Here is a 24370-nt window from a genome sequence, read left to right on the forward strand (position 1 = left end):
TGGCTCCACGACCTGGACTCGAACCAGGGACCCAATGATTAACAGTCATTTGCTCTACCAACTGAGCTATCGCGGAACTACATATTTCAATTTGTAACGTTGTTGCCTTACTGCTTAGCAACACTCTTCGAGTTCTTCGCATCGCTGCGTTGGCGTCTCTGAGGTCGGCTATTCTACAAGCTTTAAAAGCCTTGTCAACCCTTATTTTTCGTTAGAAGACAATTACTTAGCTCTTCCAGCGGGCTTCTCGGTTTGGGCCAAGTCGCTATTACGGGTTGCTTGCTGCGGGGCGCATATTACAAGCGTTTTCCTTACAGATCAACACCCTAGAAAAAAAAGGCCTCGCAAAGCGAGGCCTCTGTTAAAACACCGCTTTCAAACCTTATGCGAAGACGATTTCGTCGTCCTTCACGCTGGCTGTCACGGTGGTGCCAGGCAAGAACTGACCGGACAGGATCAGTTGTGCCAGCGGGTTTTCGATCCAGCGCTGGATCGCACGTTTCAGAGGGCGTGCGCCATAAACCGGGTCGTAACCAACCGCAATCAGCTTGTCCAGAGCATCCTGGTTCAGCTCAAGGCTCAAGTCACGCTCAGCCAGACGACTGCGCAGACGACCCAACTGGATTTCGGCGATGCCAGCAATCTGATCACGGGCCAGAGGCTCGAAGATCACCACTTCGTCGATCCGGTTCACGAACTCCGGACGGAAGTGGGTGCTGACCGCATCCATCACCGCTGCACGCTGTGCCTCGCGATCGCCCACCAGCTCCTGGATCTGTGCAGAGCCCAGGTTGGAGGTCATCACGATCACCGTGTTGCGGAAGTCCACGGTACGGCCGTGGCTGTCAGTCAGGCGACCGTCTTCCAGCACTTGCAGCAACACGTTGAACACGTCCGGGTGAGCCTTCTCGACTTCATCCAGCAGGATCACCGAGTAAGGCTTGCGCCGTACCGCTTCGGTCAGATAACCGCCTTCTTCGTAGCCCACATAGCCTGGTGGTGCACCGATCAGTCGAGCCACGGAATGTTTCTCCATGAACTCGGACATATCGATCCGCACCATCGCCTCTTCAGTATCAAAGAGGAACTCGGCCAGCGCCTTGCACAACTCGGTTTTACCCACACCGGTCGGGCCGAGGAACATGAACGAGCCGCTAGGACGGTTCGGGTCACTCAGGCCGGCACGGGAACGCCGCACGGCGTTGGACACAGCCACTACGGCCTCGTCCTGGCCAATCACGCGCTCATGCAACAGGCTTTCCATTTTCATCAGCTTGTCGCGTTCGCCTTCGAGCATCTTGGAGACCGGGATACCCGTCCACTTCGATACCACTTCCGCGATTTCCTCTTCAGTCACTTTGCTGCGCAACAACTGGTTTTCAGTTTTGCCGCTGTGCTCGTCGACCATCTGCAGGCTGCGTTCCAGATCAGGGATGATCCCGTACTGCAACTCGGCCATGCGGTTGAGGTTGCCGCTGCGGCGGGCCACTTCAAGCTCCTGGCGCGCCTGCTCGATTTTCTGCTGGATCTGGGCAGAACCCTGCACTTCGGCTTTTTCCGAGGTCCAGATCTCTTCGAGGTCCGAATATTCGCGCTCGTGACGCTCGATTTCTTCCTGCAATTTCTCGAGGCGTTTTTTCGCGGCCTCGTCTTCTTCTTTCTTCAACGCCTGGGCTTCAACCTTCAGTTGAATCAAGCGACGTTCAAGACGGTCCAGTACCTCAGGCTTGGAGTCGATCTCCATGCGGATACGGCTGGCAGCCTCGTCCATCAGGTCAATCGCCTTGTCCGGCAACTGCCGGTCGGTGATGTAACGATGGCTGAGTTTGACCGCCGCAATGATCGCACCGTCGGTAATCGCTACCTTGTGGTGAACTTCATAACGCTCTTTGAGGCCACGCAGGATCGCAATGGTGTCTTCTTCGCTCGGCTCGTCCACCAGTACTTTCTGGAAGCGGCGCTCAAGTGCTGCGTCCTTCTCGATGTATTGGCGGTACTCGTTGAGCGTGGTCGCACCCACGCAGTGCAACTCACCGCGAGCCAGTGCAGGCTTGAGCATATTGCCCGCATCCATGGCACCCTCGCCTTTACCGGCGCCAACCATGACATGCAATTCGTCGATAAACAGGATGACTTGCCCTTCCTGCTTCGACAGCTCGTTAAGCACTGCTTTCAGGCGCTCCTCGAACTCACCGCGGAACTTGGCACCGGCAATCAGCGCACCGATGTCCAGGGACAGCAGACGTTTGCCCTTGAGGCCGTCAGGCACTTCGCCATTGATGATCCGTTGTGCCAGACCTTCGGCAATCGCGGTTTTACCCACGCCAGGCTCACCGATCAGTACCGGGTTGTTCTTGGTACGGCGCTGCAAGACCTGAATGGTGCGACGAATTTCATCGTCACGACCGATCACCGGGTCGAGCTTGCCCTCTTCGGCGCGCTTGGTCAGGTCAATGGTGTACTTGTCCAGCGCCTGGCGTGACTCTTCAACGTTCGGGTCATTGACCGCTTCGCCGCCACGCAGGTTGTTGATGGCATTTTCCAGGGCTTTCTTGCTCACGCCCTGACCCAGCAACAACTTGCCCAGCTTGCTGTTGTCGTCCATCGCCGCCAGCAATACAACTTCGCTGGTGATGTACTGGTCGCCTTTTTGCTGCGCCAGACGATCCGCCTGGTTCAACAGACGTGCCAAATCCTGCGACATGTTTACGTCGCCAGTCGGATTCTGAATTTTTGGCAGCTGATCGAGCTCTTTGGTCAGCTCTTTACGCAGGCTGTTTACATCGAAACCGACTTGCATCAGCAACGGCTTGATCGAACCGCCCTGCTGTTCCAGCAATGCCTGCATCAAGTGCGCAGGCTCGATGGCCGGATGATCGAGGCCAACGGCCAATGACTGAGCATCGGACAACGCCAATTGCAACTTGCTGGTTAATCTATCTATACGCATTCGTCACCTTCCTTATGAGCAGGCCGGAGGGATGGAAACTCCTGAATGAAGAAACCTGCCAGATACCATAGTAGATGCGGGCGATTACGAGAGTTTCAAGCGTTTGGAAAATGACGCAGATCAGCTGGACGGTCTTTCGATCCAAACCAGTGATGCGAAGCGGCCAGTATTGGGACTGCGCCGATAGGAGAAGAAACGCGGGTCGGTCACGGTGCAAAAACCCCCGCCGTACACAGCCGTGATACCGAAGCGGGCCAGACGCAAACGCGCCAGCTCATAGATATCGGCCATAAAACGCCCGGCATTGATGCTGGGCACAAAGGCGGCTTCGGCCTGGGGCATGTCTTTTACAAAGACCTCCCGCACCTCGGCCCCGACCTCAAATGCCTTGGGGCCAATGGCCGGCCCCAGCCACACAAGCAGCTCCTGTGGCGCAACATTGAGGCTTAGTGCGGCGGCTTCAAGCACCCCGGCCGCCAGCCCGCGCCAACCGGCATGGGCTGCCGCAACACGAGTGCCAGCACGATCGCAGAACAATGCAGGCAAACAATCCGCCGTCATTGCCGTACAGGCAATACCGGGGGTGGCCGTCCAGCTGGCATCGGCCTCAACAATCAGTTCGGGATTGGCAGGTGCGACCACAACCCCGTGAACCTGGCTAAGCCAGGCGGGCTGTACGTCAAAAATATGGGTAAGGCGATGGCGGTTATGCGCAACGGCAACAGGGTCGTCGCCTACATGGTCGCCCAGGTTGAAGCTGTCGAACGGCGCCACACTGACGCCGCCCGCACGGGTGGTCACACAGGCCCGGATGCCTGCCGGCGCTGGCCAGTCAGGAATCAGGAAGGTGTTCACCCGATAAATGCCTCACGGTCTTGCTTGAGCAACGTCAACAGCCAGACAAAGTCGTCAGGCAGTGCTGATTCCCAGCTCATGCGCTTACCGGTCGTCGGATGATCCAGCTCGAGGAAACGGGCATGGAGCGCCTGACGCGGGAAGTTTTTCAGGGACTCGACCATCGTCACGCTGGCAGACGGCGGAATACGGAAGCGACCGCCGTAAGCAGGGTCTCCGACCAACGGGAAGTTGATATGAGACATATGCACACGAATCTGGTGCGTACGACCGGTTTCCAGCTTTACCCGCACATGGGTGTGGGAACGGAAACGCTCAAGCACACGGTAATGACTGACCGCCTGCTTGCCGCCTTCCATTACCGCCATGCGCTGACGCTGCTGGCCGTGACGGCCGATAGGCGCGTCGATCTTGCCCCCGGCGGTCACGACACCGATTACGATGCACTCATAGATACGACTGACACTGCGGCTCTGCAACTGTGTAACCAGTTGTGTCTGCGCCTGAATGGTCTTGGCGACCACCATCAGACCGGTGGTGTCCTTGTCCAGGCGATGCACGATCCCCGCACGCGGCACATTGATAATGTCCGGTACGTGATGCAGCAAGGCATTGAGCAAAGTACCACTGGCATGCCCCGCAGCCGGGTGCACCACAAGGCCCGCAGGCTTGTTGATGACCAGGATGTCATCGTCTTCGTAGACGATATCCAGGGGGATGTCTTCAGCGATCCACTCACCCTGGGCTTCCTGCTCTGCAGTCAGCTCCAGGATGGCACCGCCGTGTACGATGTCACGGGGGCGTATGACGGCTCCGTCCACAGTAAGGCGGCCGTCTTTGATCCAGGCGGAAAGGCGCGAGCGCGAGTGCTCAGCGAATAATTGTGCGGCGACTTGATCGAGGCGTTGGCCACCCAGTTCGGACGGCACCTCTTCGCGAAGTTGAATTTTCTCGGACATGCTCATCAGGACCGCGCCAAGCCTTTGGTTTCGGCTGCGCGCTTGTGGTTAAATACGGCGTCTTTTGCCCCGAGGCTTTTCACGGGGCACTCATCATAACAGGACGGACCCGCCCAAGACAGCGGCCGTCATAGGGACGCAAGCCGCCATGCAAGTGAGACACCTGCTGCTGATCGCCATCCTCGCACTGACCGCCGCTTGCTCGTCGACTAAAGAAGTCGTTGACGAAAACCTCAGCGAAGTGGAGCTGTACCAGCAGGCACAGGCCGACCTGGACAACCACAGCTATACCAGTGCTACCGCCAAACTCAAGGCCCTTGAGTCACGCTACCCGTTCGGTCGCTACGCCGACCAGGCCCAGCTTGAACTTATTTACGCCTACTACAAGAACTCCGAGCCCGAAGCGGCCAAGTCGGCTGCCGAACGGTTTATCCGCCTGCATCCACAGCATCCGAACGTTGACTACGCCTACTACCTCAAGGGCCTGACCTCCTTTGACCAGGACGTTGGCCTGCTGGCGCGCTTCCTGCCGCTGGACATGAGCAAGCGTGACCCGGGCGCTGCACGCGACTCCTACAACGAGTTCGCCCAGCTCACCAGCCGCTTCCCCAACAGCCGCTACGCACCCGACGCCAAGCAGCGCATGATCTACCTGCGCAACCTGTTGGCAGCGTATGAAATCCACGTAGCCGATTACTACCTGACTCGTCAGGCTTATGTAGCCGCTGCCAACCGTGGCCGCTATGTGGTCGAAAACTTCCAGGAAACTCCTTCGGTCGGCGACGGCCTGGCGGTAATGGTTGAGTCCTACCAGCGCATGCATCTCGACCAGCTGGCCAACACCAGCCTTGAAGTGCTCAAGACCAACTACCCGGACCACCCGAGCCTGGTAGACGGCCAGTTTGTGCCGCAGGTTTCCGAGTCGGACAACCGTTCATGGCTGAGCAAGGCCACATTGGGCCTGATCGAATCCAGCACACCGCTGCCACCGGGTGAAACCCGTGCAAACATGGATATCCAGAAGCAGTACCAGGATGCCAAGGATGCAATCCCGGCAGAACTGAAGCCAAAGGATGCCGATGGCGACATCATCGAAGAACCGCAAGCTGAAGGTAAAAGCCGCTCCTGGTTCAGCTACATGACCCTGGGCCTGTTCGACTGATCGTTCAGCACATAAAAAAAGAGCTCTTCGGAGCTCTTTTTTTATGTTTGATTTACCGCTGTGCGCCTGCCAGGTCCTTGGCTAAACTGGTGCATCTTTTCTCGAATAGCGAATTACCATGCTTCGTTTACTGATCTGGGCAGCGCTGATTGCTGCAGGCGTTTGGCTGTGGCGCAAATACAAGACCGGTATGGCCGCGACCAAAAAACCGGTCGACCCGAGCGCTCAGCCAATGGTGCGCTGCGCCCACTGTGGCGTACACCTGCCCCGTGACCGCGCCCTGAGCCAGCAACAAGAGTGGTATTGCACCCAGCAGCATCTGGAGCAAGGGCCAAAACCAAGGGGTTAAGCCACCTGTGATCGCTGCCGCAGGCTACGACAGGAAAACGGCAACTGTGGGAGCGAGCCTGCTCGCGAAGGTCGTTCGCGAGCAGGCTCGCTCCCACAATAGGGCTTGATCTACAACAGAGTATCGACAGAAATCCCTCTGTGTTTGTAGCCGCTTAAATCCGCCCCTCTGGCGCATAAGGCGTCGGGTCGATAATCGGCTCACGCCCCAGCAGCAAGTCCGCGAATAATTGGCAGGACGCCGGTGCCAATACCAGACCGTTGCGATAGTGCCCGCAGTTGAGCCACAGACCATCAAAACCTGACACCCGCCCAATATACGGAATGCCCTCGGGCGAACCTGGCCGCAGCCCGGCCCAGTGCCCCACCACTTCAGCATCGGCCAGGGCCGGGATCAATTCGACTGCCGAGGCCTTGAGGCTCTCAAGGGCCGTAAGGGTCGGGGTTTTATCAAAGCCTTCATGCTCCAGCGTGCTACCGATCAGGATATGACCGTCGCGGCGGGGAATGGCATAACGCCCTTTTGCCAGCACCATGCACGACAAAAAGTCAGATGCGCATTTGTACAGGATCATCTGCCCCTTGACCGGCTCCACAGGCAACTCCAGCCCCAGCCCGCTCAACAACTCACCGCTCCAGGCCCCGGCCGACAACACCACCTCGTCGCCGCGAATCTCACCCCGGGCCGTATTGACCCCGCAAACTCTTTCGCCTTCGCGAACAAAGCCGAGCACCTCGCACTGCTCATGCACAGTGACATTCGGCATCGCCTGCAGTGCAGCCTTCAGCGATTTCACCAACCGCGGATTCCGCACATTGGCCACATTAGCCATATAAATTGCGTGTGCATAACCACCGCCCAGCACGGGCACGGCATCATGGACTGCCGACATATCGACCGCCCCCAGAGGTCGCCCTTCGCGCCCGGCCCACTCCAGCGCCTGAGCCTCATCATCCAGGTCCAGCCAGTACAGCCCGGTGGTGTGTACTTCAGGATCAATACCCGTCGAAGCAAACAGACGCTCGGCCAATTGCGGATAAAAGTCCTGAGACCAGTGCGCCAGGGCCGTTACAGCACAGTTATAGCGCCACGGATAAAGCGGCGAAACAATACCGCCGCCGGCCCAGGAGGACTCCTGGCCCGCCCCGCCACGCTCCAGCACAATCACCTGCTCTACATCAGCCGCCAGATTAAACGCAGTCAGCAGGCCTATGACACCGCCCCCGACAATCACCACCCGTTGCTGCCTAGCCATCTGTTAATCCAGCCCGTCATTCAAAATCAATCGTTAGCGCCCCCAACACTGCTGCATTGTCAGGCCAGGGGCGGCCTGGGTTATCGTTGCCATACCGGTGTGAGCCAGCGTAAAGCTCCCGCACGAATCCCCCGCCATTGCCGAACCTTGTTTGGGCGTCGCCTTCAGCCAGTAGCCGTGGTCGACGAGATCGGCACTGATGTCGTAGTGCTGATTGCCTGAACTAAGGTCTTTCATACCGCTATATACCGCGTTCTTTGTGTAAAAGCGCTCAAGACTTTGGGCTTGCTCCGTCAACAGGACAACAACTTGAGAGCGGTAAGCCCGCTTTACATAATCGCCGTACAACGGATAAACGAATGCGCCAAGGATACCGGTGATAACCACGACGATCATCAGTTCGATCAGGGTAAAACCTGCTACATACCTGTACATTTCGTGCGTCCTATTGCAGCTGTCGCCACATGACCCGGTGAAAACCCCTGGCAACACGCTCTTGCGAAGCGTTATCCGGCCCTTGATAACGCGCATAAATACTCTCCAGTACGGTGCGCGACTGCCCGTGCCAGCCAATACCGGTAACTCGATACAAACGGGTAGTGGTGGTCACTGGCAAATGGGCTGGCGTAATGCTTGGCCCAAGGTTCTGAACACCATACAGCCCGTTCGCAACGCTTATCCAACGTACCCCGGAGGCCGGATCGATGCCTGGCACAGCCTGAGTACGCACCTCTGGGGGCGGGTTACAGCTTGCTGGCGAAGTGCAAGGCATTACCCTGCCCCATTGGATCTGAAGCCAGGCCTCCCCGCTGCCAAGCGCCGCTTCTGCGGCCTGAAATGAGTGGTTGGCATGTTGAACGCCTGCAGACATTTTTTCCTGAAGGGTCGCACTGATCAATGCAGCCATCCCGATCAGGCTCAGCAACAGCATGAAAACCAGGCTGACCAGCAGTGCCATGCCGCGCTGACAAATCAATGGCAAAGGCATGATGCGCGCCCTAAGCCAGCCGGTTACGCAAAGCGACTTCCAACTGATAGACCTGGTCCTTGACCCGCCCGGCGCGGTCTCGCAATGTCAGGCCGATACGGATGCTGCGCAGACTGGAACCTTTGACCAGACGACTCTCATAACGCAGCACGGAGTGCGAACCTGCCGTCCCGGCCACGCCAAAACTCACGTCTAAGGCAGCCACATTATCGAGCAGGACCGCTTTATTGGGCCCGATCTTTAACTGCCCGTGCTCATGACGGTAAAACAATTCACGCACGGGAAATGCCGTTTCACCGGGAGCCAAAAACGACCTTGCCCCGGGATAGGCCCGGGCGAAACTTGTGCAGTCCGAGACCACAGTCCAGTCAGGCTTGGCAGCCTGAAGCGCCACGTCCGAACTGATCATGCGCAACACCCCCCTCTGCCAGGAGACCGGTGTTTTAAAAACAGAGGGCGCATCAACAATACGATCGACTGACAGGCAGCCAAACATGCCCGCCATGCGAATCTCCCGAGCCAGTTTACTCAGCACATAACGCGCATCCTCCTGCAGCCTTGCCGACGACCGCTGGCTTAAGTAAGCCTCGCGGCTGCTTGAGAAAATCTGCGTCATGCCCAGCACTACCAGCATTCCCAGCGCCAGAGCCACCATCAGCTCGATCAGGCCAAAACCTGAACGGGGATTGCTCATGATGACCCGGCCCCGGCATGACCGCTCGACAAGGGGTGGACGACCTCCGCGCGCATCTGATCCAGCCTGCTGTAGGCAATAAAACTGTCCTGGGTGCTTATCAGCGCGCTTGCCGTATGTTTCAAGGCATTGAGTTGCATAGCAGCAGAGCCCATCAGGCTGATAAACAGAATCAACAGCGCGATAAGCACTTCGATCAAGCTCATCCCGTCTTGTCGACTTTTAACTAATCGAGGCATCCGAATCGTCCATATCAGAGGGTTCGACGGCACGCCCTGTGCCGCCCAGACAAAAGCCTAGCCTCCCCCGCTGCTCTGCACGGCAGGACGAAGCCAAGCAAACCAGCCGGATTTTTCGCCTGACTTCGTAAGCTGTTAACGGTGAGAAAACATGATGAAACCATTGCCGTGAACCTGTAGTGCCAGAGTTCGCTATACAGAGAAAACACACTTGAACCGTCCAGGGAGGACGCTATGCATCAACGTGGCATGAGTCTGATCCAGCTGCTACTGACGCTGACGATCGTGGCGCTTACGGCCCGTTTTGCCAGCCCGGCCTATAGCGCCCTTGTCGAGCATCATCAGCGTCAGATCACTGCCGAACAACTGGCCAGCAGCCTGCGCAATGCACGCGCACAAGCACTGCTACGCCAACAATTTGTGGTGGTTTATCCGTACGAAGAAGATTGGAGCCGAGGCTGGAGGACGATTCTGGACTTGAGCGGCCAAGGCCATCTGGACAAGGGCAACCCGGTGCTGGTCGAGTCACAGGGCAGTGGGCGCATACCAATTGCGGGCAATACACCGGTTAAACGGTATGTGCGCTTCAACCCGCTGGGCGAGCCACAACTGATTGGAGGCGCCTTTCAAGCCGGGACACTGCATGTTTGTCAGGCAAGGACTGCACAGAGCCACTATCAAGTGGTGCTGGCCAAGAGCGGGCGCATCAGCCTGCGCAGCGATAAAACTGCACAGGCCTTATGCAGGCACGCTTAGGTAATGGCGCGAACGCGCAACTCTTTGGGCATGGAGAACGTAACATTCTCTTCACGGCCGGCCAGCTCGTCGGCACCGGTTGCGCCCCAGGCATGCAGCTGTTGAATCACGCCACGTACCAGTACCTCTGGGGCCGATGCACCGGCGGTGATACCGATGCTGTTTACGCCGTCGAACCAGCTTTTTTGCAGGTCTTCAGCACCGTCGATCAGGTAGGCGGGGGTCTGCATACGCTCCGCCAGTTCGCGCAGGCGGTTGGAGTTGGAGCTGTTCGGGCTGCCAACTACCAACACGACATCGCACTCATCAGCCAGTTGCTTGACCGCATCCTGACGGTTTTGCGTGGCATAGCAGATATCGTCCTTGCGCGGTCCGCCAATGGCCGGGAAGCGCGAACGCAGGGCGTCGATCACACGACTGGTGTCGTCCATCGACAAGGTTGTCTGGGTTACAAAGGCCAGTTTTTCCGGGTCTTTGACCTGCAGGTTCGCAACATCCTTTTCATCTTCGACCAGGTAGATCGCGCCACCATTACTGGCGTCGTACTGGCCCATGGTGCCTTCGACTTCCGGATGACCGGCATGACCAATCAAAATGCACTCACGGCCATCACGGCTATAGCGCGCGACCTCAATATGCACCTTTGTCACCAGCGGGCAGGTCGCGTCGAACACCTTGAGACCACGCCCGGCAGCCTCTGTACGCACGGCCTGGGAAACGCCGTGGGCACTGAATATCACAATGACGTCGTCCGGCACCTGATCCAGCTCTTCGACGAAAATAGCGCCACGGGAACGCAGGTCTTCAACGACAAATTTGTTGTGCACCACTTCGTGGCGAACATAGATAGGCGGACCGAAAACTTCCAGAGCACGATTGACGATTTCAATCGCACGGTCCACCCCGGCGCAGAAGCCACGGGGGTTGGCGAGTTTGATATGCATGCTGGGCCTCGTGGGACGCGCAGAAAAATAATGCCAATCAGGCCCGGCCGCAGCCGGGCACTGGATTACAGCGCTTGAACGTCTTTGATTTCCACGTCGAAGGTCAGGGTTTTGCCTGCCAGCGGATGGTTGAAATCAATGGTGACTTGCTCGTCATCGAACTCTTTGACCACACCCGGAAGCTCGGTGTTGGCCGCATCATTGAAGATCACCAGCAAACCTTGCGACAACTCCATGTCCTTGAACTGCGAACGCGGAATGATCTGCACGTTTTGCGGGTTAGGCTGGCCAAAGGCGTTTTCCGGAAGAATCTCCAGTGTGCGCTTGTCACCCGCCTTGAAACCGAACAACGCCGCTTCAAACCCTGGCAGCAAGCTGCCATCACCCACCTTGAAAGTGGCCGGGGATTTGTCGAAGGTGCTGTCAACGGTGTCGCCATTTTCCAGACGCAAAGCAAAATGCAGAGTGACCTGCGTGTTCTGACCAATACGCTGCTCAGTCATGAGCGGGTTCCTCGGGCTTTTTACTTTTGAACATATCCAGTGCCAGCATCACGGCACCTACGCAAATCGCACTGTCGGCGAAGTTGAACGCAGGGAAGTACCAGCGATTTTGCCAATGCACCAGAATGAAATCGACCACATGACCGTAGACAATACGGTCATACAGGTTACCCAGTGCGCCGCCCAGAATCAGGGCAAGGGCAATGGCCAACCAGGTGTCATTGCGCCCCAGACGCTTGAGCCAGACCACCAGCACGGCACTGACCACGACCGCGATCAGGGCAAACAGCCAGCGCTGCCAGCCGGCACTGTCCGCCAGGAAGCTGAAGGCCGCACCGGTGTTGTAAGCCAGGGTCCAGCTGAACAGGTCGGGAATCACCACAATCTGCTGGTACATCTGCAGCGAATTGTCGAAGTAGACCTTGCTGGTCAGGTCAATGACCAGGACCAGCACAGTCAACCAGAGCCAGCCCAGGCGCCCGAAGCGCCCGGTAGTGCTGGTATTAGGCATAGTGACGTACCTCACCAGCGCCGCTGATATTGTCTACACAACGACCGCAGATTTCAGGGTGCTCGGAGTTAACGCCGACGTCTTCACGGCAGTGCCAGCAACGGGCGCACTTGGCATGGGCCGACTTGACCACCTTGAGTTTGAGGCCAGCCACTTCGGTAACCACGGCATCTGCTGGAGCCTGCGCAAAAGGCGCAACGCTGGCAGTGGAGGTGATCAACACGAAACGCAGCTCGTTGCTCAACTTGGACAAATCAGCAGCCAGCTGATCTTCGGCGAACAGGGTCACTTCTGCTTGCAAGTTACCGCCAATGGCCTTGGCTGCGCGCAAGTTTTCCATTTCCTTGTTGACCGCAACCTTGACCGCCATGATTCGCTCCCAGTAGGCGCGATCCAGTTCGGTGCCTTCCGGCAGTTCAGTCAGGCCTTCGTACCAGGTGTTGAGCATCACCGATTCGTTGCGCTCGCCCGGCAGGTACTGCCACAACTCATCAGCGGTGAACGCCAGGATCGGAGCGATCCAGCGCACCAGCGCTTCAGAGATGTGGAACAGCGCGGTCTGGCACGAACGGCGAGCCTTGCTGTTGGCGCCGGTGGTGTACTGGCGGTCCTTGATGATGTCGAGATAGAAACCGCCCAGCTCCTGAACGCAGAAGTTGTGCACCTTGGAGTACACGTTCCAGAAACGGTATTCGCCGTAATGCAGCTCCAGCTCACGTTGCAGCAGCAACGCACGATCCACCGCCCAACGGTCCAGTGCCAGCATTTCTTCGGCAGGCAGGATGTCGGTGGCTGGATTGAAACCGGTCAGGTTCGACAGCAGGAAGCGTGCGGTATTGCGGATACGTCGGTAGGCGTCCGCACTGCGCTGCAGGATCTGGTCGGAAACCGCGATTTCGCCCGAGTAGTCGGTCGAGGCAACCCACAGACGCATGATGTCGGCGCCCAGGGTGTCGTTGACCTTTTGCGGTGCAATCACGTTGCCCAGCGACTTGGACATCTTGCGGCCCGCTTCGTCCACGGTAAAACCGTGGGTCAGCAGCTCGCGGTACGGCGCGTGGTTGTCGATGGCGCAACCCGTCAGCAACGACGAGTGGAACCAGCCACGGTGCTGGTCGGAGCCTTCAAGGTAGAGATCAGCGCGTGGGCCGGTTTCATGACCCATCGGGTGCGAACCGCGAAGGACATGCCAGTGCGTGGTGCCCGAATCGAACCAGACGTCGAGGGTATCGCTGATCTTGTCGTACAGCGGCGCTTCGTCGCCCAGCAGCTCGGCAGCATCCAGCTTGAACCACGCCTCGATGCCTTCGACTTCAACGCGCTTGGCCACTTCTTCCATCATTTCGACGGTGCGCGGGTGCAGCTCGCCGCTTTCCTTGTTCAGGAAAAACGGGATCGGCACGCCCCAGTTGCGTTGACGCGAGATGCACCAGTCCGGGCGGTTGGCGATCATCGAGTGCAGGCGCGCCTGACCCCAGGCCGGAACGAACTGGGTGTCTTCGATCGCTTGCAGCGCACGGGTGCGCAAGGTATCGCCATCAGTCGGCTGCTTGTCCATACCGATAAACCACTGGGCGGTGGCACGGTAGATCAGCGGCGTCTTGTGGCGCCAGCAGTGCATATAGCTGTGGCTGATGGTCTCGGTGAACATCAACGAACCGACTTCGATCAGCTTGTCGATGATGTTCTGGTTGGCCTTCCAGATGAACTGGCCACCGAAGAACTCCAGCGACGGCACGTAAACGCCATTGCTTTGCACCGGGTTGATGATGTCGTCGTTGACCATGCCATAGGCTTTGCAGGTCACGAAGTCGTCTACGCCGTAGGCTGGAGCCGAGTGAACCACACCAGTGCCAGCACCCAGCTCAACGTAGTCGGCCAGATAAACAGGCGACAGACGGTCATAGAACGGGTGACGGAAGTTGATCAGTTCAAGCGCTGAGCCAGTGGTGGTCGCGATGACCGAACCCTGCAGGTTGTAACGCGCCAGACTCGATTCGACCAGTTCTTCAGCCAGTACCAGCAACTTGTCGCCCACGTCGACCAGCGCGTAGGTGAATTCCGGGTGTACGTTAAGCGCCTGGTTGGCCGGAATGGTCCACGGGGTGGTGGTCCAGATCACGATCGAAGCAGGTTTGCTCAATGCCGCCAGACCAAAGGCCTCTGCCAGCCTGGCTTCGTCGGCAACCGGGAAGGCAACGTCGATGGCCGCAGACTTCTTGTCCTGGTATTCAACTTCAGCTTCAGCCAGGGCCGAACCGCAATCGAAGCACCAGTTCACCGGCTTGAGGCCCTTGAACACAAAACCGCCCTTGACGATCTCAGCCAAAGCACGGATTTCACCGGCTTCGTTTTTGAAGTCCATGGTCTTGTACGGGTTGGCGAAATCACCCAGCACACCCAGACGGATGAACTCGGATTTCTGCCCCTCGATCTGCTCGGTGGCGTAGGCACGGCACAGCTCGCGGGTTTTATCCGCGCTCAGGTTTTTACCGTGGGTCACTTCGACCTTGTGTTCAATCGGCAAACCATGGCAATCCCAGCCCGGCACATACGGCGCGTCAAAACCCGACAGGGTCTTGGAGCGGATGATCATGTCTTTCAGAATCTTGTTCAGCGCATGACCGATATGGATAGTGCCGTTGGCGTACGGAGGACCGTCGTGAAGTACGAACTTCGGGCGATCCTTGCCAATCTCGCGCAACTTCCCGTACAGGCCAATGCTGTCCCAGCGCTGCAAAATTTGCGGTTCGCGCTGTGGCAGGCCGGCCTTCATTGGGAAGGCGGTGTCCGGGAGGTTTAGCGTGGCTTTGTAGTCGGTCATTTCAGGCTCTTTTTAAGCGGTTGACCCAGCCAAAAGGCTCGGGCGGCGGCGACGTCCGCATTGATCGCCGTCTTGAGCGCCTCCAGGGAGGCGAAACGCTGCTCATCACGCAGCTTGTGGTGGAATGCCACGTTCAAACGCCGACCATACAGATCGCCGGCGAAATCCAACAGATGTACTTCAAGATGGGCGCTGCCATCCCCTGCTACGGTTGGCCGCACGCCGATATTGGCGACGCCGGGCCAGGTTTTACCGTCGATCTCGACGCTGGCCAGGTACACCCCGGTCAACGGCACACGACGACGCTTGAGCTGAATATTGGCGGTCGGCGTGCCCAACTGGCGCGCCAGTTTTTGCCCGTGCAATACCCGGCCAGCGATTTGAAAAGGGCGCCCCAGCAAACGCTCTGCCAGGGAGAAGTCGGCACTGGCCAGAGCATCACGCACCTTGGTGCTGCTGATGCGTACGCCATCAAGCTCAACCGTTTGCGCCGCCTCGACGGTGAAACCCTGCATCTGGCCAGCCTGCTGCAAAAAGTCAAAATCGCCGACGCGATCGCAGCCAAAACGGAAGTCGTCACCGACCTCCAGATGCTGCACGCCCAGGCCGTCGACCAGAATGGTATCGACGAATTCGGCGGCGCTGAGCTTGCACAGACGTTGATTGAACGCCAGGCACAGCACCCGGTCGACTCCGGCGTCTGCCAGCAGTTGCAACTTGTCGCGCAACCGGGCCAGACGTGCAGGAGCCGTATCCGGGGCGAAGAATTCGCGCGGCTGCGGCTCGAAAATCACCACGCAGCTGGGCACGCCCAACTCCAGTGCACGCTCACGCAGCCGGCCCAGGATAGCCTGGTGACCACGGTGTACACCGTCAAAGTTGCCAATAGTGGCGACACAGCCCCGATGCTGGGGCCGCAGATTGTGAAGGCCTAGAACCAGCTGCATAACGCGCTTCTTGCTCATAAAGTGGTCGATTATAACCACACCCGGCCCAGTACGACAGGCAACAGCGCAAGGCAAATCGGGTCAATTCGACAAAATCGACGTCTGACCCGTCATTAGCTTACATAAGTGACTTGCGGGCGAAATCCTTCAAACGCAGCCCCAACAGCAGCAGCATACCGAAATACGCCAGCACGCCCGCGACAACCAAGCCGCCCAGACGAATAAAGCGCTCCAGCATATTGCCGTGATCCCAGGCCGGCATCAGGTGCATCAAGCCCAGCAATACCGCCGACATCACGGCTACGGCCAGCACCAGCTTGAACAGGTATTTGGTCCAGCCCGGCTGGGCGACAAACAGCTTTTGCCGGCGCAACTGCCAGAACAGCAGCCCGGCATTGATACAGGCGCCTACGCTGATGGCCAACGCCAGCCCCGCATGCTGCAACGGCACGATAAAGACCAAGTTGAGCAACTGCGTCACCACCAGGGTGAATACCGCTATTTTGACTGGCGTGCGAATGTTTTGCTGTGCATAAAAGCCTGGCGCCAACACCTTGATAATGATGATTCCGAGCAGGCCCAGCGAATAAGCGATCAATGCACGCTGGGTCATGGCCGCATCCAGCGCCGTGAACTGGCCGTACTGGAACAGTGAAACGGTAAGCGGCTCGGACAGGATGGCCAGCGCCAGGGAACATGGAAGCACCAGCACAAAACACAGGCGCAAGCCCCAGTCGAGAATACGCGAATACTCCTGACGGTCTTTGTTGGCGTAGGTCTTGGACAGGGTTGGCAGCAGGATGGTGCCCAGCGCCACCCCCAGCACTCCTGAAGGCAACTCCATTAGACGGTCCGCGTAGTACATCCATGACACCGATCCAGCCACAAGGAATGAGGCAAATATCGTATTGATGATCAGAGAGATCTGACTGACCGAGACCCCAAGGATGGCTGGCAGCATCTGTTTCATCACCCGCCACACGCCGGTATCGCGCAAATTGAGCCTTGGCAGCACCAGCATGCCGATCTTTTTCAGGTGTGGCAGTTGAAACAGCAACTGCGCCAGACCACCCACCAGCACGGCCCAGCCCAGAGCCATCACCGGCGGATCGAAATACGGCGTCAGGAACAACGCAAACACAATCATGCTGACGTTAAGCAGGGTCGGCACAAAGGCCGGCACCGCAAAACGGTTCCAGGTATTGAGGATCGCCCCCGCCAGGGATGACAGCGAGATCAGCAGGATATAAGGGAAGGTGACCCGCAGCATGTCGCTGGTGAGCTCGAATTTTTCAGGGGTCGTGGCGAACCCCGGGGCCGTTGCCCAGATGACCCAGGGGGCCGCCACCATGCCCAGCACGGTGACAATGGCCAGCACCAGGGTCAAAAGCCCGGCGACATAAGCGACAAAAGTGCGGGTCGCCTCCTCGCCCTGCTGGCTTTTGTACTCGGCCAGAATCGGCACAAAGGCCTGGGAAAAAGCGCCCTCGGCGAAGATCCTGCGCAGCAGGTTTGGCAGTTTGAAGGCAATAAAGAATGCATCCGTGGCCATTCCGGCACCGAAGGCACGGGCAATAATGGTGTCGCGAATGAAGCCCAGAACCCTGGAAATCATGGTGATTGAGCTGACGGCAGCCAACGACTTGAGCAAATTCATTGAAAGAGTTTTTGCCTATAGAGAAAGAGCAGGCGAACAAAGCGCCCACTTATGCGATACTGCGCGCCGCAACAGCACAGAGCCAAGCTCGCGAGTTTACAGGTCAAGCGCCGGAAATAAATATCCCGTCTGCCTCGATCCACCACTCAGCGGATCGCATCAAACGCCCTTGACAAGAGTTCTCGTCATCGGCATGATTCGCGGCCTATTTTGTTTGTTATTTCCCAAAAGTCTTTCGAGGAGCTCGACGGTGGCCAACACACCTTCCGCCAAAAAACGTGCAAAACAGGCTGAGAAGCGTCGCAGCCACAACGCCAGCCTGCGTTCCATGGTTCGTACCTACATCAAGAATGTAGTTAAAGCCATCGACGCAAAAGACGCTGCTAAAGCGCAAGCTGCTTATGTTCTGGCTGTTCCTGTTATCGACCGTATGGCCGATAAAGGTATCATCCACAAGAACAAAGCTGCTCGCCATAAGAGCCGCCTGAATGGCCACGTCAAGGCGTTGAACCTTGCGACTGCTGCTTAAGCGATAAGCTTTTTAAAAAACCGACCTTAGGGTCGGTTTTTTATTGCCTGCGATTTGATCAGCGTACGAAAAACCCTGTAGATACTCTGCGACAGACCTAGCCCACCTGCCAGCGGGCGCGACGACGCGACAATTCAGAGCCCAGCGCAATCAAAAGCCCCTCACCCCAACCCTCCCCCAAGGGAGAGGGAGCTGATCAACTGAGATCTTGAGGGTGCGCGCAGTCAGTCCCCTCTCCCTCCTGGAGAGGGACGAAGCAGCTACAAAGTGGCGAAAAAACGGCAAAAAAAAGCCGCGACAAGCGCGGCTTTTCTTGAGCAACGTTACTCGTGCGGCCACGGCAAAATCGGGATTGCCGTTACGGCATTCTGCGGACTGCCTTCGATCAAGCGGTCGCTGTACACCAGATACACCAGCGTATTACGCTTTTTATCCAGGAAACGCACCACCTGCATGGTCTTGAAGACCAGCGAAGTCCGCTCCTTGAACACCTCATCACCCTCTTTCAGGTCACCCTTGAAGCTGATCGGCCCGGTCTGACGGCAGGCAATCGACGCCTCGGCGCGATCTTCAGCCAAACCCAGACCACCTTTCATGCCACCCGTCTTGGCACGAGAAAGGTAGCAAGTCACGCCATCTACCTTGGGATCATCGAATGCTTCTACGACGATACGGTCATTAGGCCCGACAAATTTGAAGACCGTCGACACCGAGCCAATTTCTTCCGCCGAGGCCATTAGCGGCATCGCCAACATCAAACCCAATAAACCGCCAATCAAGCGCATACCACACCTCAAATTCAAACCAGAATCAGGTTATCGCGATGAACCAGCTCAGGTTCCGCCATATAACCCAACAAGCCGACAATCGCATCCGACGATTGCCCGATAATTTTTTGCGCCTCGGCAGCACTGTAGTTGGCCAGGCCACGAGCGATCTCCCGCCCGTCCGGCGCGACGCACACCACCATCTCGCCACGACGGAAACCGCCCTGAACCGCCTTGACCCCTACAGGCAACAGGCTTTTATTGCCCTTGGACAAGGCCGCCACAGCGCCTTCATCCAGCACCAGCGTGCCACGGGTCTGCAAGTGTCCGGCCAGCCACTGCTTGCGCGCAGCCAGCAGGCCACGCTCCGGGGACAGCAAGGTACCCAGTCGCTCGCCCGCCTTGAGACGATCCAGCACCCGCTCCAGACGCCCACCCACAATGATCGTGTGCGCACCGGAACGCGCCGCCAGGCGCGCCGCGCGCAACTTGGTCTGCATGCCGCCACGCCCCAACGCACCACCGGTACCGCCTGCCACTGCATCCAGCGCCGGATCATCGGCACGCGCCTCGTAGATCATCTTGGCATCAGGATTGTTGCGCGGATCAGCATCAAACATGCCGTCGCGATCAGTCAGGATCACCAGCAGATCAGCCTCGACCAGATTAGCCACCAACGCGGCCAGCGTATCGTTGTCACCGAAGCGGATTTCGTCCGTGACCACCGTGTCATTTTCATTGATGACCGGGATCACGCCCAATTCCACCAGCGCACGCAGGGTGCTGCGGGCATTGAGGTAGCGTTTGCGATCAGACAGATCGTCATGGGTCAGCAGGATCTGCGCGGTATGCCGGGAATGCTCGGCAAAGCTCGACTCCCAGGCCTGCACCAACCCCATCTGACCAATAGCCGCAGCAGCTTGCAGCTCGTGCATGGCACTCGGTCGCACCGTCCAGCCCAAGCGGCTCATTCCGGCCGCAACCGCACCCGAAGACACCAGCACCAGCTCTACGCCAGCCTCGTGCAACGCCACCATCTGTTCAACCCAAACGCCCATCGCCGCGCGATCCAGGCCCTTGCCATCCGCTGTCAGCAACGCGCTGCCGATCTTCACGACCCAGCGCTGCGCACCCGTCACCTTGCTCCGCATCATCATCCAACCTATGCCTGAGAGCAGCGCGACCGAGCGCCACCCATGGAATTATTTTTGATTACCAAATCGTAGATGCTAAAACGCCGCTCATTGAGCGGCGCTGTAGTTTACTGCAACGAATCAGTCGCGGACGTAAATGATTTCCGGACCATCTTCATCATCAACATCTTCTTCGTCCCAGTCATCTTCACCGATGTCATGGACGCTCTTCACGCCGCTGCGACGCAGGGCACGCTTGTCATCCAGCGCCTGCAACTGCGCACGCGCTTCATCTTCGATACGCTGATCCAGCTCGGCCAACTCTTGCTTGTAGGCAGGGTCAGCAGCCAGACGATCAGCACGATCTTCCAGATAACGCATGATGTCGTGGCACAGCTTTTCGGTACCGATCTTGGCAATGGCCGAGATCACGTAAACCGGGCCAGTCCACTCAAGGCGATCAACCACTTCCTTGACGCGCGCTTCGTGCTCGTCTTGTGGCAGCGAATCGCACTTGTTCAGCACCAGCCAACGATCACGCTCAGCCAGCGACGGGCTGAACTTGGTCAGTTCGTTAACGATGACTTCCGCGGTATCAGCAGCGCTCTCGCTACCCTCAACCGGTGCCATGTCAACGAGGTGCAACAACAGACGGGTACGCGCCAGGTGCTTGAGGAAACGGATCCCCAGGCCAGCACCATCGGAAGCCCCTTCGATCAGACCCGGAATATCGGCGATCACAAAGCTCTTCCAGCGATCCACGCTGACCACACCCAGGTTTGGCACCAGGGTGGTGAACGGATAATCCGCCACTTTTGGCTTGGCCGCAGACACCGAACGAATAAAGGTACTTTTACCGGCATTCGGCAAGCCCAACAGGCCAACGTCAGCCAACACCTTCAACTCCAGTTTCAGGTCACGCTGCTCACCCGGCTTACCCGGCGTGGTCTGGCGTGGCGCACGGTTGGTACTGGATTTGAATCGGGTATTACCCAGACCGTGCCAACCGCCATGCACCACCAGCAAACGCTGGCCGGCCTTGGTCAGGTCGCCGATGATTTCCTGGGTGCCAGCGTCGATCACGGTAGTGCCGACCGGAACACGCAGCTCCAGATCCTCACCCTTGCGACCGGTGCAATCCGTACTGCCGCCATTCGAGCCACGCTGGGCGTCAAAGTGACGGGTGTAACGGTAGTCAACCAGGGTGTTGAGGTTTTCGTCGGCGACCATGTAGATCGAGCCGCCATCACCGCCATCACCACCGTTTGGGCCACCGTTTTCGATGAACTTCTCACGACGGAAACTCATGCAACCGTTACCACCGTCGCCTGCTTTTACTTTGATCGATACTTCATCTACAAACTTCATAACAAAACGCGCCTCTCGTCATCAGGACGAGCCGATAAAAACCAATACATAAGACTCTTGCAAAAATGAGCGCAGCGACCTCAATCAACGACCGTTAAATCCAGCGCCAGCAGCCCATACAAACAGTTTTGCAAGAGACTCACCCCACAAACGAAAAAGCCCCGTCGCAAGACAGGGCTCTTCCAGCTACCAAGCTATTACGCCGCGACGACTGCAGTCTTCGGAACGATGCTTACATAGCGACGACCGAAGGCGCCTTTAACCTGGAACTTGATCACGCCTTCCACTTTCGCGAACAGGGTGTGATCTTTGCCCATACCAACGCCGTAGCCAGCGTGGAATTGGGTGCCGCGCTGACGCACGATGATGTTGCCCGGAATGATAGCCTGGCCGCCATACATCTTCACGCCAAGGCGTTTGGCTTCTGAGTCGCGACCGTTACGGGTACTACCACCAGCTTTTTTGTGTGCCATGAGTCAATTCTCCTAGTGAGGAATTAGGCTGAAATTAAGCCTGAATACCGGTGATTTTGATCTCGGTGTACCACTGGCGGTGGCCCATACGCTTCATGTGGTGCTTACGACGACGGAACTTGATGATGCGGACTTTATCGTGACGACCTTGGGAGATCACCTCAGCCACAACAGTGGCGCCAGGTACAACTGGAGCGCCGATGTTCACGTCATCGCCATTGGCGACCAACAGAACGCGATCAAAAGTTACGGATTCGCCGGTAGCGATTTCCAGTTTTTCGATCTTCAGGTATTCACCTGGAGCTACTTTGTATTGCTTGCCACCAGTAACGATTACTGCGTACGACATGGTATTTCTCCGATAATCCTGCTCACCCAGCGCTTTATAGGTAAAGGTATTGGCTGGCATGGCTGCATGGGGCTGGAACGGCCCAGATGCAATTGCGTAAGGCAGGTGCTGCCCAGGAAGTTCAGGGTGCGCGATTGTACGCAAGGCAAGTCAGGCTTGCAAGGGGCCGTCCATCCGCCTTGACAGGCCCAGCCCCCCGACCTAGCATGCCGCGCAACCCTTCTGGAGCACCTGTCGCTGATGCAACCCCAAGCTTTCTACCGCGCGGTGGCGGACGATTTTAGCGCCGTCGATGGCATCATCAAGAAGCAGCTGACTTCACGCGTACCGCTGGTCTCAAAAATCGGCGACTACATTACTTCGGCCGGCGGCAAGCGCCTGCGTCCTTTATTAGTGTTGCTGTGTGGCAAGGCCCTGGGTCGCGAAGGCGACGACTTGCGCCTGCTGGCCGCCACCATTGAGTTCCTGCACACCGCCACCCTGCTGCACGACGACGTGGTCGACATGTCGGGCATGCGCCGTGGCCGCAAGACTGCCAATGCTACCTGGGGCAATGCCCCCAGCGTACTGGTCGGCGACTTTTTGTACTCGCGCTCCTTCGAGATGATGGTTGAGCTGGGCTCGATGCCAGTGATGAAAATCCTGTCGCAAGCCACCCGCATCATCGCCGAAGGCGAAGTATTGCAGCTGTCCAAAGTGCGCGACGCCAGCACCACCGAAGAAACCTACATGGAAGTCATCCGCGGCAAGACCGCGATGCTGTTCGAGGCTTCGACCCACAGCGCTGCAGCGCTGGCCGGTGCCACGCCGGAACAGAGCGAAGCGCTGCGCACCTTTGGCGATCACCTGGGCGTGGCATTCCAGCTGGTGGACGACCTGCTCGACTACCGTGGCGATGCAGAAACCCTGGGCAAGAACGTCGGTGACGATCTGGCCGAAGGCAAACCGACCCTGCCGCTGATCTACACCATGCGTGAAGGCACGCCTGAACAGGCAGCCCTGGTGCGCAAAGCGATCCAGAAAGGCGGTATCGAGGACCTGGAGAGCATTCGCGAAGCCGTTGAGGCCTCTGGTTCCCTGGACTACACCGCCCAGCTGGCTCGCGACTTCGTGGCCCGCGCCATTGTGTGCCTCGAAGCCTTGCCGCCAAGCGAATACCGCGATGCGCTGGTTGAGCTGAGCGAGTTTGCTGTAGCACGCACGCACTGACTGCCTGTGGGAGCGGGCAAGCCCGCTCCCACAGGGTCAATCTGCCCCGCCATTACCCGCCTCGCACTAAAACCCTATACAATACGTGCCTTTTAGCCATCCTGACTCTTAAGGAGCTTTGAGTGAGCACGTTGCCACCCTGCCCAAAATGCAATTCCGAATACACCTACGAAGACGGCGCCCAGCTGATCTGCCCGGAATGCGCCCACGAGTGGTCTGCCAGTGGCGACGCTGAAACAGCCGATGACGTGAAAGTCTACAAAGACTCCGCAGGCACCGTACTGACCGACGGTGACACCATCACCGTGATCAAGGACCTGAAAATCAAGGGTACTTCCCTGGTGGTTAAAGTGGGCACCAAGGTCAAGAATATCCGCCTGTGCGACGGCGACCACGATATCGACTGCAAGATCGATGGCATTGGCCCGATGAAACTCAAATCCGAGTTCGTACGCAAGGTCTGATTCTGCTGCATGCCTTCCTGTGCCCTGCGCAGGAAGGTGCTACACCCTCCCCCGCCCAGCAACATCAAAAAGCCAGCAACCTTGATCCCCAGCAGTTCTAACGCAGAAAGATCAGAAATCCGCCAATAGGCACTTGCTATTAATTGAATAAGAATTATTCTCATTGGTATTCATCAAGGAGATGACGACCATGACTTATTTAATTGATGCCTGGCTGGACCGTCCACACCCTTATCTGCGAATCCTGCATCGGGAAACCGGGGAAGTCTGTGCGGTACTGGAAGAAGAAGCACTAAGCGAGCTACAGGATCAGGGCGACCTGGATTTCAACGGCCTCAATTCCAGCGAGCCGGTGGTGCTCAAGGAGTTGGTGCGCAATCTGTTTCTGTTCTGCTATGCCCGGGCATTGCGCCCTTGCGGCACGACTGACACTCACCCGCACCACGCCAAGATACAGATATGACGGCACCGGTGTAGCTGCGGGT

The 24370-nt window shown here is 57.7% G+C and carries 26 protein-coding genes and 1 tRNA gene; 7 read left to right on the forward strand and 20 right to left on the reverse strand.

Annotation, left to right across the window (positions count from 1 at the left end; genetic code table 11):
- From GHO42_RS00485 to rluD, 4 genes are all read right to left on the reverse strand, one after another.
- Positions 1 to 76, reverse strand: a tRNA-Asn gene (locus GHO42_RS00485).
- Between the two features lie 306 nt (positions 77 to 382).
- Positions 383 to 2950 (reverse strand): ATP-dependent chaperone ClpB, encoded by a 2568-nt coding sequence (gene clpB / locus GHO42_RS00490; RefSeq protein ID WP_094999335.1) that lies wholly within the window; start codon positions 2948 to 2950, stop codon positions 383 to 385.
- 120 nt (positions 2951 to 3070) lie between these two features.
- Entirely contained in the window at positions 3071 to 3805 is a 735-nt protein-coding gene (gene pgeF, locus GHO42_RS00495) for a peptidoglycan editing factor PgeF (RefSeq protein ID WP_094999336.1), read from the reverse strand.
- The gene (gene rluD, locus GHO42_RS00500; protein ID WP_094999964.1) at positions 3802 to 4764 is read right to left on the reverse strand and encodes a 23S rRNA pseudouridine(1911/1915/1917) synthase RluD; all 963 of its coding nucleotides are present in this window, start codon (positions 4762 to 4764) and stop codon (positions 3802 to 3804) included. Before rluD ends, pgeF begins: the two co-directional genes overlap by 4 nt.
- Before the next feature lie 148 nt (positions 4765 to 4912).
- Here rluD and GHO42_RS00505 point away from each other — a divergent pair, with 148 nt between their 5' ends.
- Positions 4913 to 5926: an outer membrane protein assembly factor BamD gene (locus tag GHO42_RS00505; protein ID WP_094999337.1), complete on the forward strand. Its 1014-nt coding sequence runs from the start codon at positions 4913 to 4915 to the stop codon at positions 5924 to 5926.
- Between the two features lie 118 nt (positions 5927 to 6044).
- A complete protein-coding gene (locus tag GHO42_RS00510; protein WP_094999338.1) occupies positions 6045 to 6275 on the forward strand; it encodes a PP0621 family protein in 231 nt (76 codons plus the stop codon).
- A 154-nt stretch (positions 6276 to 6429) separates the two neighbouring features.
- On the opposite strand, the gene thiO is transcribed toward GHO42_RS00510, so the two are convergent.
- From thiO to pilV, 5 genes are read right to left on the reverse strand one after another with little or no spacing between them, the layout of a single operon-like run.
- Positions 6430 to 7530, reverse strand: coding sequence for a glycine oxidase ThiO (gene thiO, locus GHO42_RS00515; protein WP_095018372.1), 1101 nt, complete (start codon positions 7528 to 7530; stop codon positions 6430 to 6432).
- A gap of 33 nt (positions 7531 to 7563) precedes the next feature.
- A complete protein-coding gene (locus GHO42_RS00520) occupies positions 7564 to 7965 on the reverse strand; it encodes a type IV pilin protein (RefSeq protein ID WP_095023416.1) in 402 nt (133 codons plus the stop codon).
- Positions 7966 to 7975: 10 nt separating this feature from the next.
- Positions 7976 to 8518, reverse strand: coding sequence for a PilX N-terminal domain-containing pilus assembly protein (locus GHO42_RS00525; protein ID WP_095031754.1), 543 nt, complete (start codon positions 8516 to 8518; stop codon positions 7976 to 7978).
- Positions 8519 to 8528: 10 nt separating this feature from the next.
- Positions 8529 to 9212 (reverse strand): PilW family protein, encoded by a 684-nt coding sequence (locus tag GHO42_RS00530; RefSeq protein WP_153327051.1) that lies wholly within the window; start codon positions 9210 to 9212, stop codon positions 8529 to 8531.
- Positions 9209 to 9451 carry a type IV pilus modification protein PilV gene (gene pilV, locus GHO42_RS00535; protein ID WP_094999343.1) on the reverse strand — a complete coding sequence of 81 codons (243 nt, stop codon included), beginning with the start codon at positions 9449 to 9451 and terminating at the stop codon, positions 9209 to 9211. The genes GHO42_RS00530 and pilV overlap by 4 nt, the downstream gene beginning before the upstream one ends.
- A 234-nt stretch (positions 9452 to 9685) precedes the next feature.
- Between pilV and GHO42_RS00540 the strand changes: the two genes are divergently transcribed.
- Entirely contained in the window at positions 9686 to 10207 is a 522-nt protein-coding gene (locus tag GHO42_RS00540; protein ID WP_240043139.1) for a GspH/FimT family protein, read from the forward strand.
- On the opposite strand, the gene ispH is transcribed toward GHO42_RS00540, so the two are convergent.
- The 6 genes from ispH to murJ form a co-directional block, all read right to left on the reverse strand.
- On the reverse strand, positions 10204 to 11151 hold the full coding sequence (gene ispH / locus GHO42_RS00545) for a 4-hydroxy-3-methylbut-2-enyl diphosphate reductase (RefSeq protein WP_094999344.1): 948 nt from the start codon (positions 11149 to 11151) through the stop codon (positions 10204 to 10206). The two genes, GHO42_RS00540 and ispH, sit on opposite strands and share 4 nt — an antisense overlap.
- A gap of 65 nt (positions 11152 to 11216) precedes the next feature.
- Complete coding sequence (gene fkpB / locus GHO42_RS00550) at positions 11217 to 11654, reverse strand: FKBP-type peptidyl-prolyl cis-trans isomerase (protein WP_086795845.1); 438 nt, start codon at positions 11652 to 11654, stop codon at positions 11217 to 11219.
- Positions 11647 to 12165, reverse strand: coding sequence for a signal peptidase II (gene lspA / locus GHO42_RS00555; RefSeq protein ID WP_094999345.1), 519 nt, complete (start codon positions 12163 to 12165; stop codon positions 11647 to 11649). Before lspA ends, fkpB begins: the two co-directional genes overlap by 8 nt.
- Positions 12158 to 14989 carry an isoleucine--tRNA ligase gene (ileS, locus tag GHO42_RS00560; RefSeq protein WP_153327049.1) on the reverse strand — a complete coding sequence of 944 codons (2832 nt, stop codon included), beginning with the start codon at positions 14987 to 14989 and terminating at the stop codon, positions 12158 to 12160. The genes lspA and ileS overlap by 8 nt, the downstream gene beginning before the upstream one ends.
- Positions 14986 to 15936 carry a bifunctional riboflavin kinase/FAD synthetase gene (gene ribF, locus GHO42_RS00565; RefSeq protein ID WP_094999347.1) on the reverse strand — a complete coding sequence of 317 codons (951 nt, stop codon included), beginning with the start codon at positions 15934 to 15936 and terminating at the stop codon, positions 14986 to 14988. The genes ileS and ribF overlap by 4 nt, the downstream gene beginning before the upstream one ends.
- A 118-nt stretch (positions 15937 to 16054) precedes the next feature.
- Complete coding sequence (gene murJ / locus GHO42_RS00570) at positions 16055 to 17593, reverse strand: murein biosynthesis integral membrane protein MurJ (protein ID WP_095018378.1); 1539 nt, start codon at positions 17591 to 17593, stop codon at positions 16055 to 16057.
- Positions 17594 to 17843: 250 nt separating this feature from the next.
- Here murJ and rpsT point away from each other — a divergent pair, with 250 nt between their 5' ends.
- On the forward strand, positions 17844 to 18122 hold the full coding sequence (rpsT, locus tag GHO42_RS00575; protein WP_003443902.1) for a 30S ribosomal protein S20: 279 nt from the start codon (positions 17844 to 17846) through the stop codon (positions 18120 to 18122).
- Positions 18123 to 18445: 323 nt separating this feature from the next.
- Here rpsT and GHO42_RS00580 read toward each other — a convergent pair whose 3' ends face one another.
- The 5 genes from GHO42_RS00580 to rplU all read right to left on the reverse strand — a co-directional run bounded on the left by GHO42_RS00580 (position 18446) and on the right by rplU (position 22212).
- Positions 18446 to 18907 (reverse strand): CreA family protein, encoded by a 462-nt coding sequence (locus GHO42_RS00580; protein WP_094999349.1) that lies wholly within the window; start codon positions 18905 to 18907, stop codon positions 18446 to 18448.
- Between the two features lie 14 nt (positions 18908 to 18921).
- A complete protein-coding gene (gene proB, locus GHO42_RS00585) occupies positions 18922 to 20040 on the reverse strand; it encodes a glutamate 5-kinase (protein WP_019824017.1) in 1119 nt (372 codons plus the stop codon).
- Between the two features lie 123 nt (positions 20041 to 20163).
- Positions 20164 to 21390, reverse strand: coding sequence for an Obg family GTPase CgtA (gene cgtA / locus GHO42_RS00590; protein WP_094999350.1), 1227 nt, complete (start codon positions 21388 to 21390; stop codon positions 20164 to 20166).
- A gap of 197 nt (positions 21391 to 21587) precedes the next feature.
- Positions 21588 to 21863 (reverse strand): 50S ribosomal protein L27, encoded by a 276-nt coding sequence (gene rpmA, locus GHO42_RS00595; RefSeq protein ID WP_003443913.1) that lies wholly within the window; start codon positions 21861 to 21863, stop codon positions 21588 to 21590.
- Between the two features lie 34 nt (positions 21864 to 21897).
- Complete coding sequence (rplU, locus tag GHO42_RS00600; RefSeq protein WP_007901869.1) at positions 21898 to 22212, reverse strand: 50S ribosomal protein L21; 315 nt, start codon at positions 22210 to 22212, stop codon at positions 21898 to 21900.
- A 240-nt stretch (positions 22213 to 22452) separates the two neighbouring features.
- Here rplU and GHO42_RS00605 point away from each other — a divergent pair, with 240 nt between their 5' ends.
- The 3 genes from GHO42_RS00605 to GHO42_RS00615 all read left to right on the forward strand — a co-directional run bounded on the left by GHO42_RS00605 (position 22453) and on the right by GHO42_RS00615 (position 24348).
- Positions 22453 to 23421 (forward strand): polyprenyl synthetase family protein, encoded by a 969-nt coding sequence (locus GHO42_RS00605; RefSeq protein WP_094999351.1) that lies wholly within the window; start codon positions 22453 to 22455, stop codon positions 23419 to 23421.
- A 122-nt stretch (positions 23422 to 23543) separates the two neighbouring features.
- The gene (locus tag GHO42_RS00610; RefSeq protein ID WP_094999352.1) at positions 23544 to 23885 is read left to right on the forward strand and encodes a zinc ribbon domain-containing protein YjdM; all 342 of its coding nucleotides are present in this window, start codon (positions 23544 to 23546) and stop codon (positions 23883 to 23885) included.
- A gap of 190 nt (positions 23886 to 24075) precedes the next feature.
- The gene (locus GHO42_RS00615; RefSeq protein ID WP_094999353.1) at positions 24076 to 24348 is read left to right on the forward strand and encodes a hypothetical protein; all 273 of its coding nucleotides are present in this window, start codon (positions 24076 to 24078) and stop codon (positions 24346 to 24348) included.
- Positions 24349 to 24370 lie beyond the last annotated feature (22 nt).

The sequence above is a fragment of the Pseudomonas sp. FSL R10-0056 genome (assembly GCF_009600105.1).
In the GTDB taxonomy this organism is placed as follows: Bacteria; Pseudomonadota; Gammaproteobacteria; order Pseudomonadales; family Pseudomonadaceae; genus Aquipseudomonas; species Aquipseudomonas bubulae.

What these genes read in the sequence shown, in the direction of transcription:
- murJ (WP_095018378.1), bottom strand. Translation starts at nt 17,593, where the DNA reads ATGAATTTGCTCAAGTCGTTGGCTGCCGTCAGCTCAATCACCATGATT.
- fkpB (WP_086795845.1), bottom strand. Translation starts at nt 11,654, where the DNA reads ATGACTGAGCAGCGTATTGGTCAGAACACGCAGGTCACTCTGCATTTT.
- rluD (WP_094999964.1), bottom strand. Translation starts at nt 4,764, where the DNA reads ATGTCCGAGAAAATTCAACTTCGCGAAGAGGTGCCGTCCGAACTGGGT.
- GHO42_RS00505 (WP_094999337.1), top strand. Translation starts at nt 4,913, where the DNA reads ATGCAAGTGAGACACCTGCTGCTGATCGCCATCCTCGCACTGACCGCC.
- GHO42_RS00580 (WP_094999349.1), bottom strand. Translation starts at nt 18,907, where the DNA reads ATGCGCTTGATTGGCGGTTTATTGGGTTTGATGTTGGCGATGCCGCTA.
- proB (WP_019824017.1), bottom strand. Translation starts at nt 20,040, where the DNA reads ATGCGGAGCAAGGTGACGGGTGCGCAGCGCTGGGTCGTGAAGATCGGC.
- thiO (WP_095018372.1), bottom strand. Translation starts at nt 7,530, where the DNA reads ATGGCTAGGCAGCAACGGGTGGTGATTGTCGGGGGCGGTGTCATAGGC.
- GHO42_RS00540 (WP_240043139.1), top strand. Translation starts at nt 9,686, where the DNA reads ATGCATCAACGTGGCATGAGTCTGATCCAGCTGCTACTGACGCTGACG.
- pilV (WP_094999343.1), bottom strand. Translation starts at nt 9,451, where the DNA reads ATGCCTCGATTAGTTAAAAGTCGACAAGACGGGATGAGCTTGATCGAA.
- GHO42_RS00520 (WP_095023416.1), bottom strand. Translation starts at nt 7,965, where the DNA reads ATGTACAGGTATGTAGCAGGTTTTACCCTGATCGAACTGATGATCGTC.
- rpmA (WP_003443913.1), bottom strand. Translation starts at nt 21,863, where the DNA reads ATGGCACACAAAAAAGCTGGTGGTAGTACCCGTAACGGTCGCGACTCA.
- GHO42_RS00615 (WP_094999353.1), top strand. Translation starts at nt 24,076, where the DNA reads ATGACTTATTTAATTGATGCCTGGCTGGACCGTCCACACCCTTATCTG.
- rplU (WP_007901869.1), bottom strand. Translation starts at nt 22,212, where the DNA reads ATGTCGTACGCAGTAATCGTTACTGGTGGCAAGCAATACAAAGTAGCT.
- ileS (WP_153327049.1), bottom strand. Translation starts at nt 14,989, where the DNA reads ATGACCGACTACAAAGCCACGCTAAACCTCCCGGACACCGCCTTCCCA.
- lspA (WP_094999345.1), bottom strand. Translation starts at nt 12,165, where the DNA reads ATGCCTAATACCAGCACTACCGGGCGCTTCGGGCGCCTGGGCTGGCTC.
- GHO42_RS00530 (WP_153327051.1), bottom strand. Translation starts at nt 9,212, where the DNA reads ATGAGCAATCCCCGTTCAGGTTTTGGCCTGATCGAGCTGATGGTGGCT.
- clpB (WP_094999335.1), bottom strand. Translation starts at nt 2,950, where the DNA reads ATGCGTATAGATAGATTAACCAGCAAGTTGCAATTGGCGTTGTCCGAT.
- GHO42_RS00525 (WP_095031754.1), bottom strand. Translation starts at nt 8,518, where the DNA reads ATGCCTTTGCCATTGATTTGTCAGCGCGGCATGGCACTGCTGGTCAGC.
- ribF (WP_094999347.1), bottom strand. Translation starts at nt 15,936, where the DNA reads ATGCAGCTGGTTCTAGGCCTTCACAATCTGCGGCCCCAGCATCGGGGC.
- cgtA (WP_094999350.1), bottom strand. Translation starts at nt 21,390, where the DNA reads ATGAAGTTTGTAGATGAAGTATCGATCAAAGTAAAAGCAGGCGACGGT.
- GHO42_RS00510 (WP_094999338.1), top strand. Translation starts at nt 6,045, where the DNA reads ATGCTTCGTTTACTGATCTGGGCAGCGCTGATTGCTGCAGGCGTTTGG.
- ispH (WP_094999344.1), bottom strand. Translation starts at nt 11,151, where the DNA reads ATGCATATCAAACTCGCCAACCCCCGTGGCTTCTGCGCCGGGGTGGAC.
- GHO42_RS00605 (WP_094999351.1), top strand. Translation starts at nt 22,453, where the DNA reads ATGCAACCCCAAGCTTTCTACCGCGCGGTGGCGGACGATTTTAGCGCC.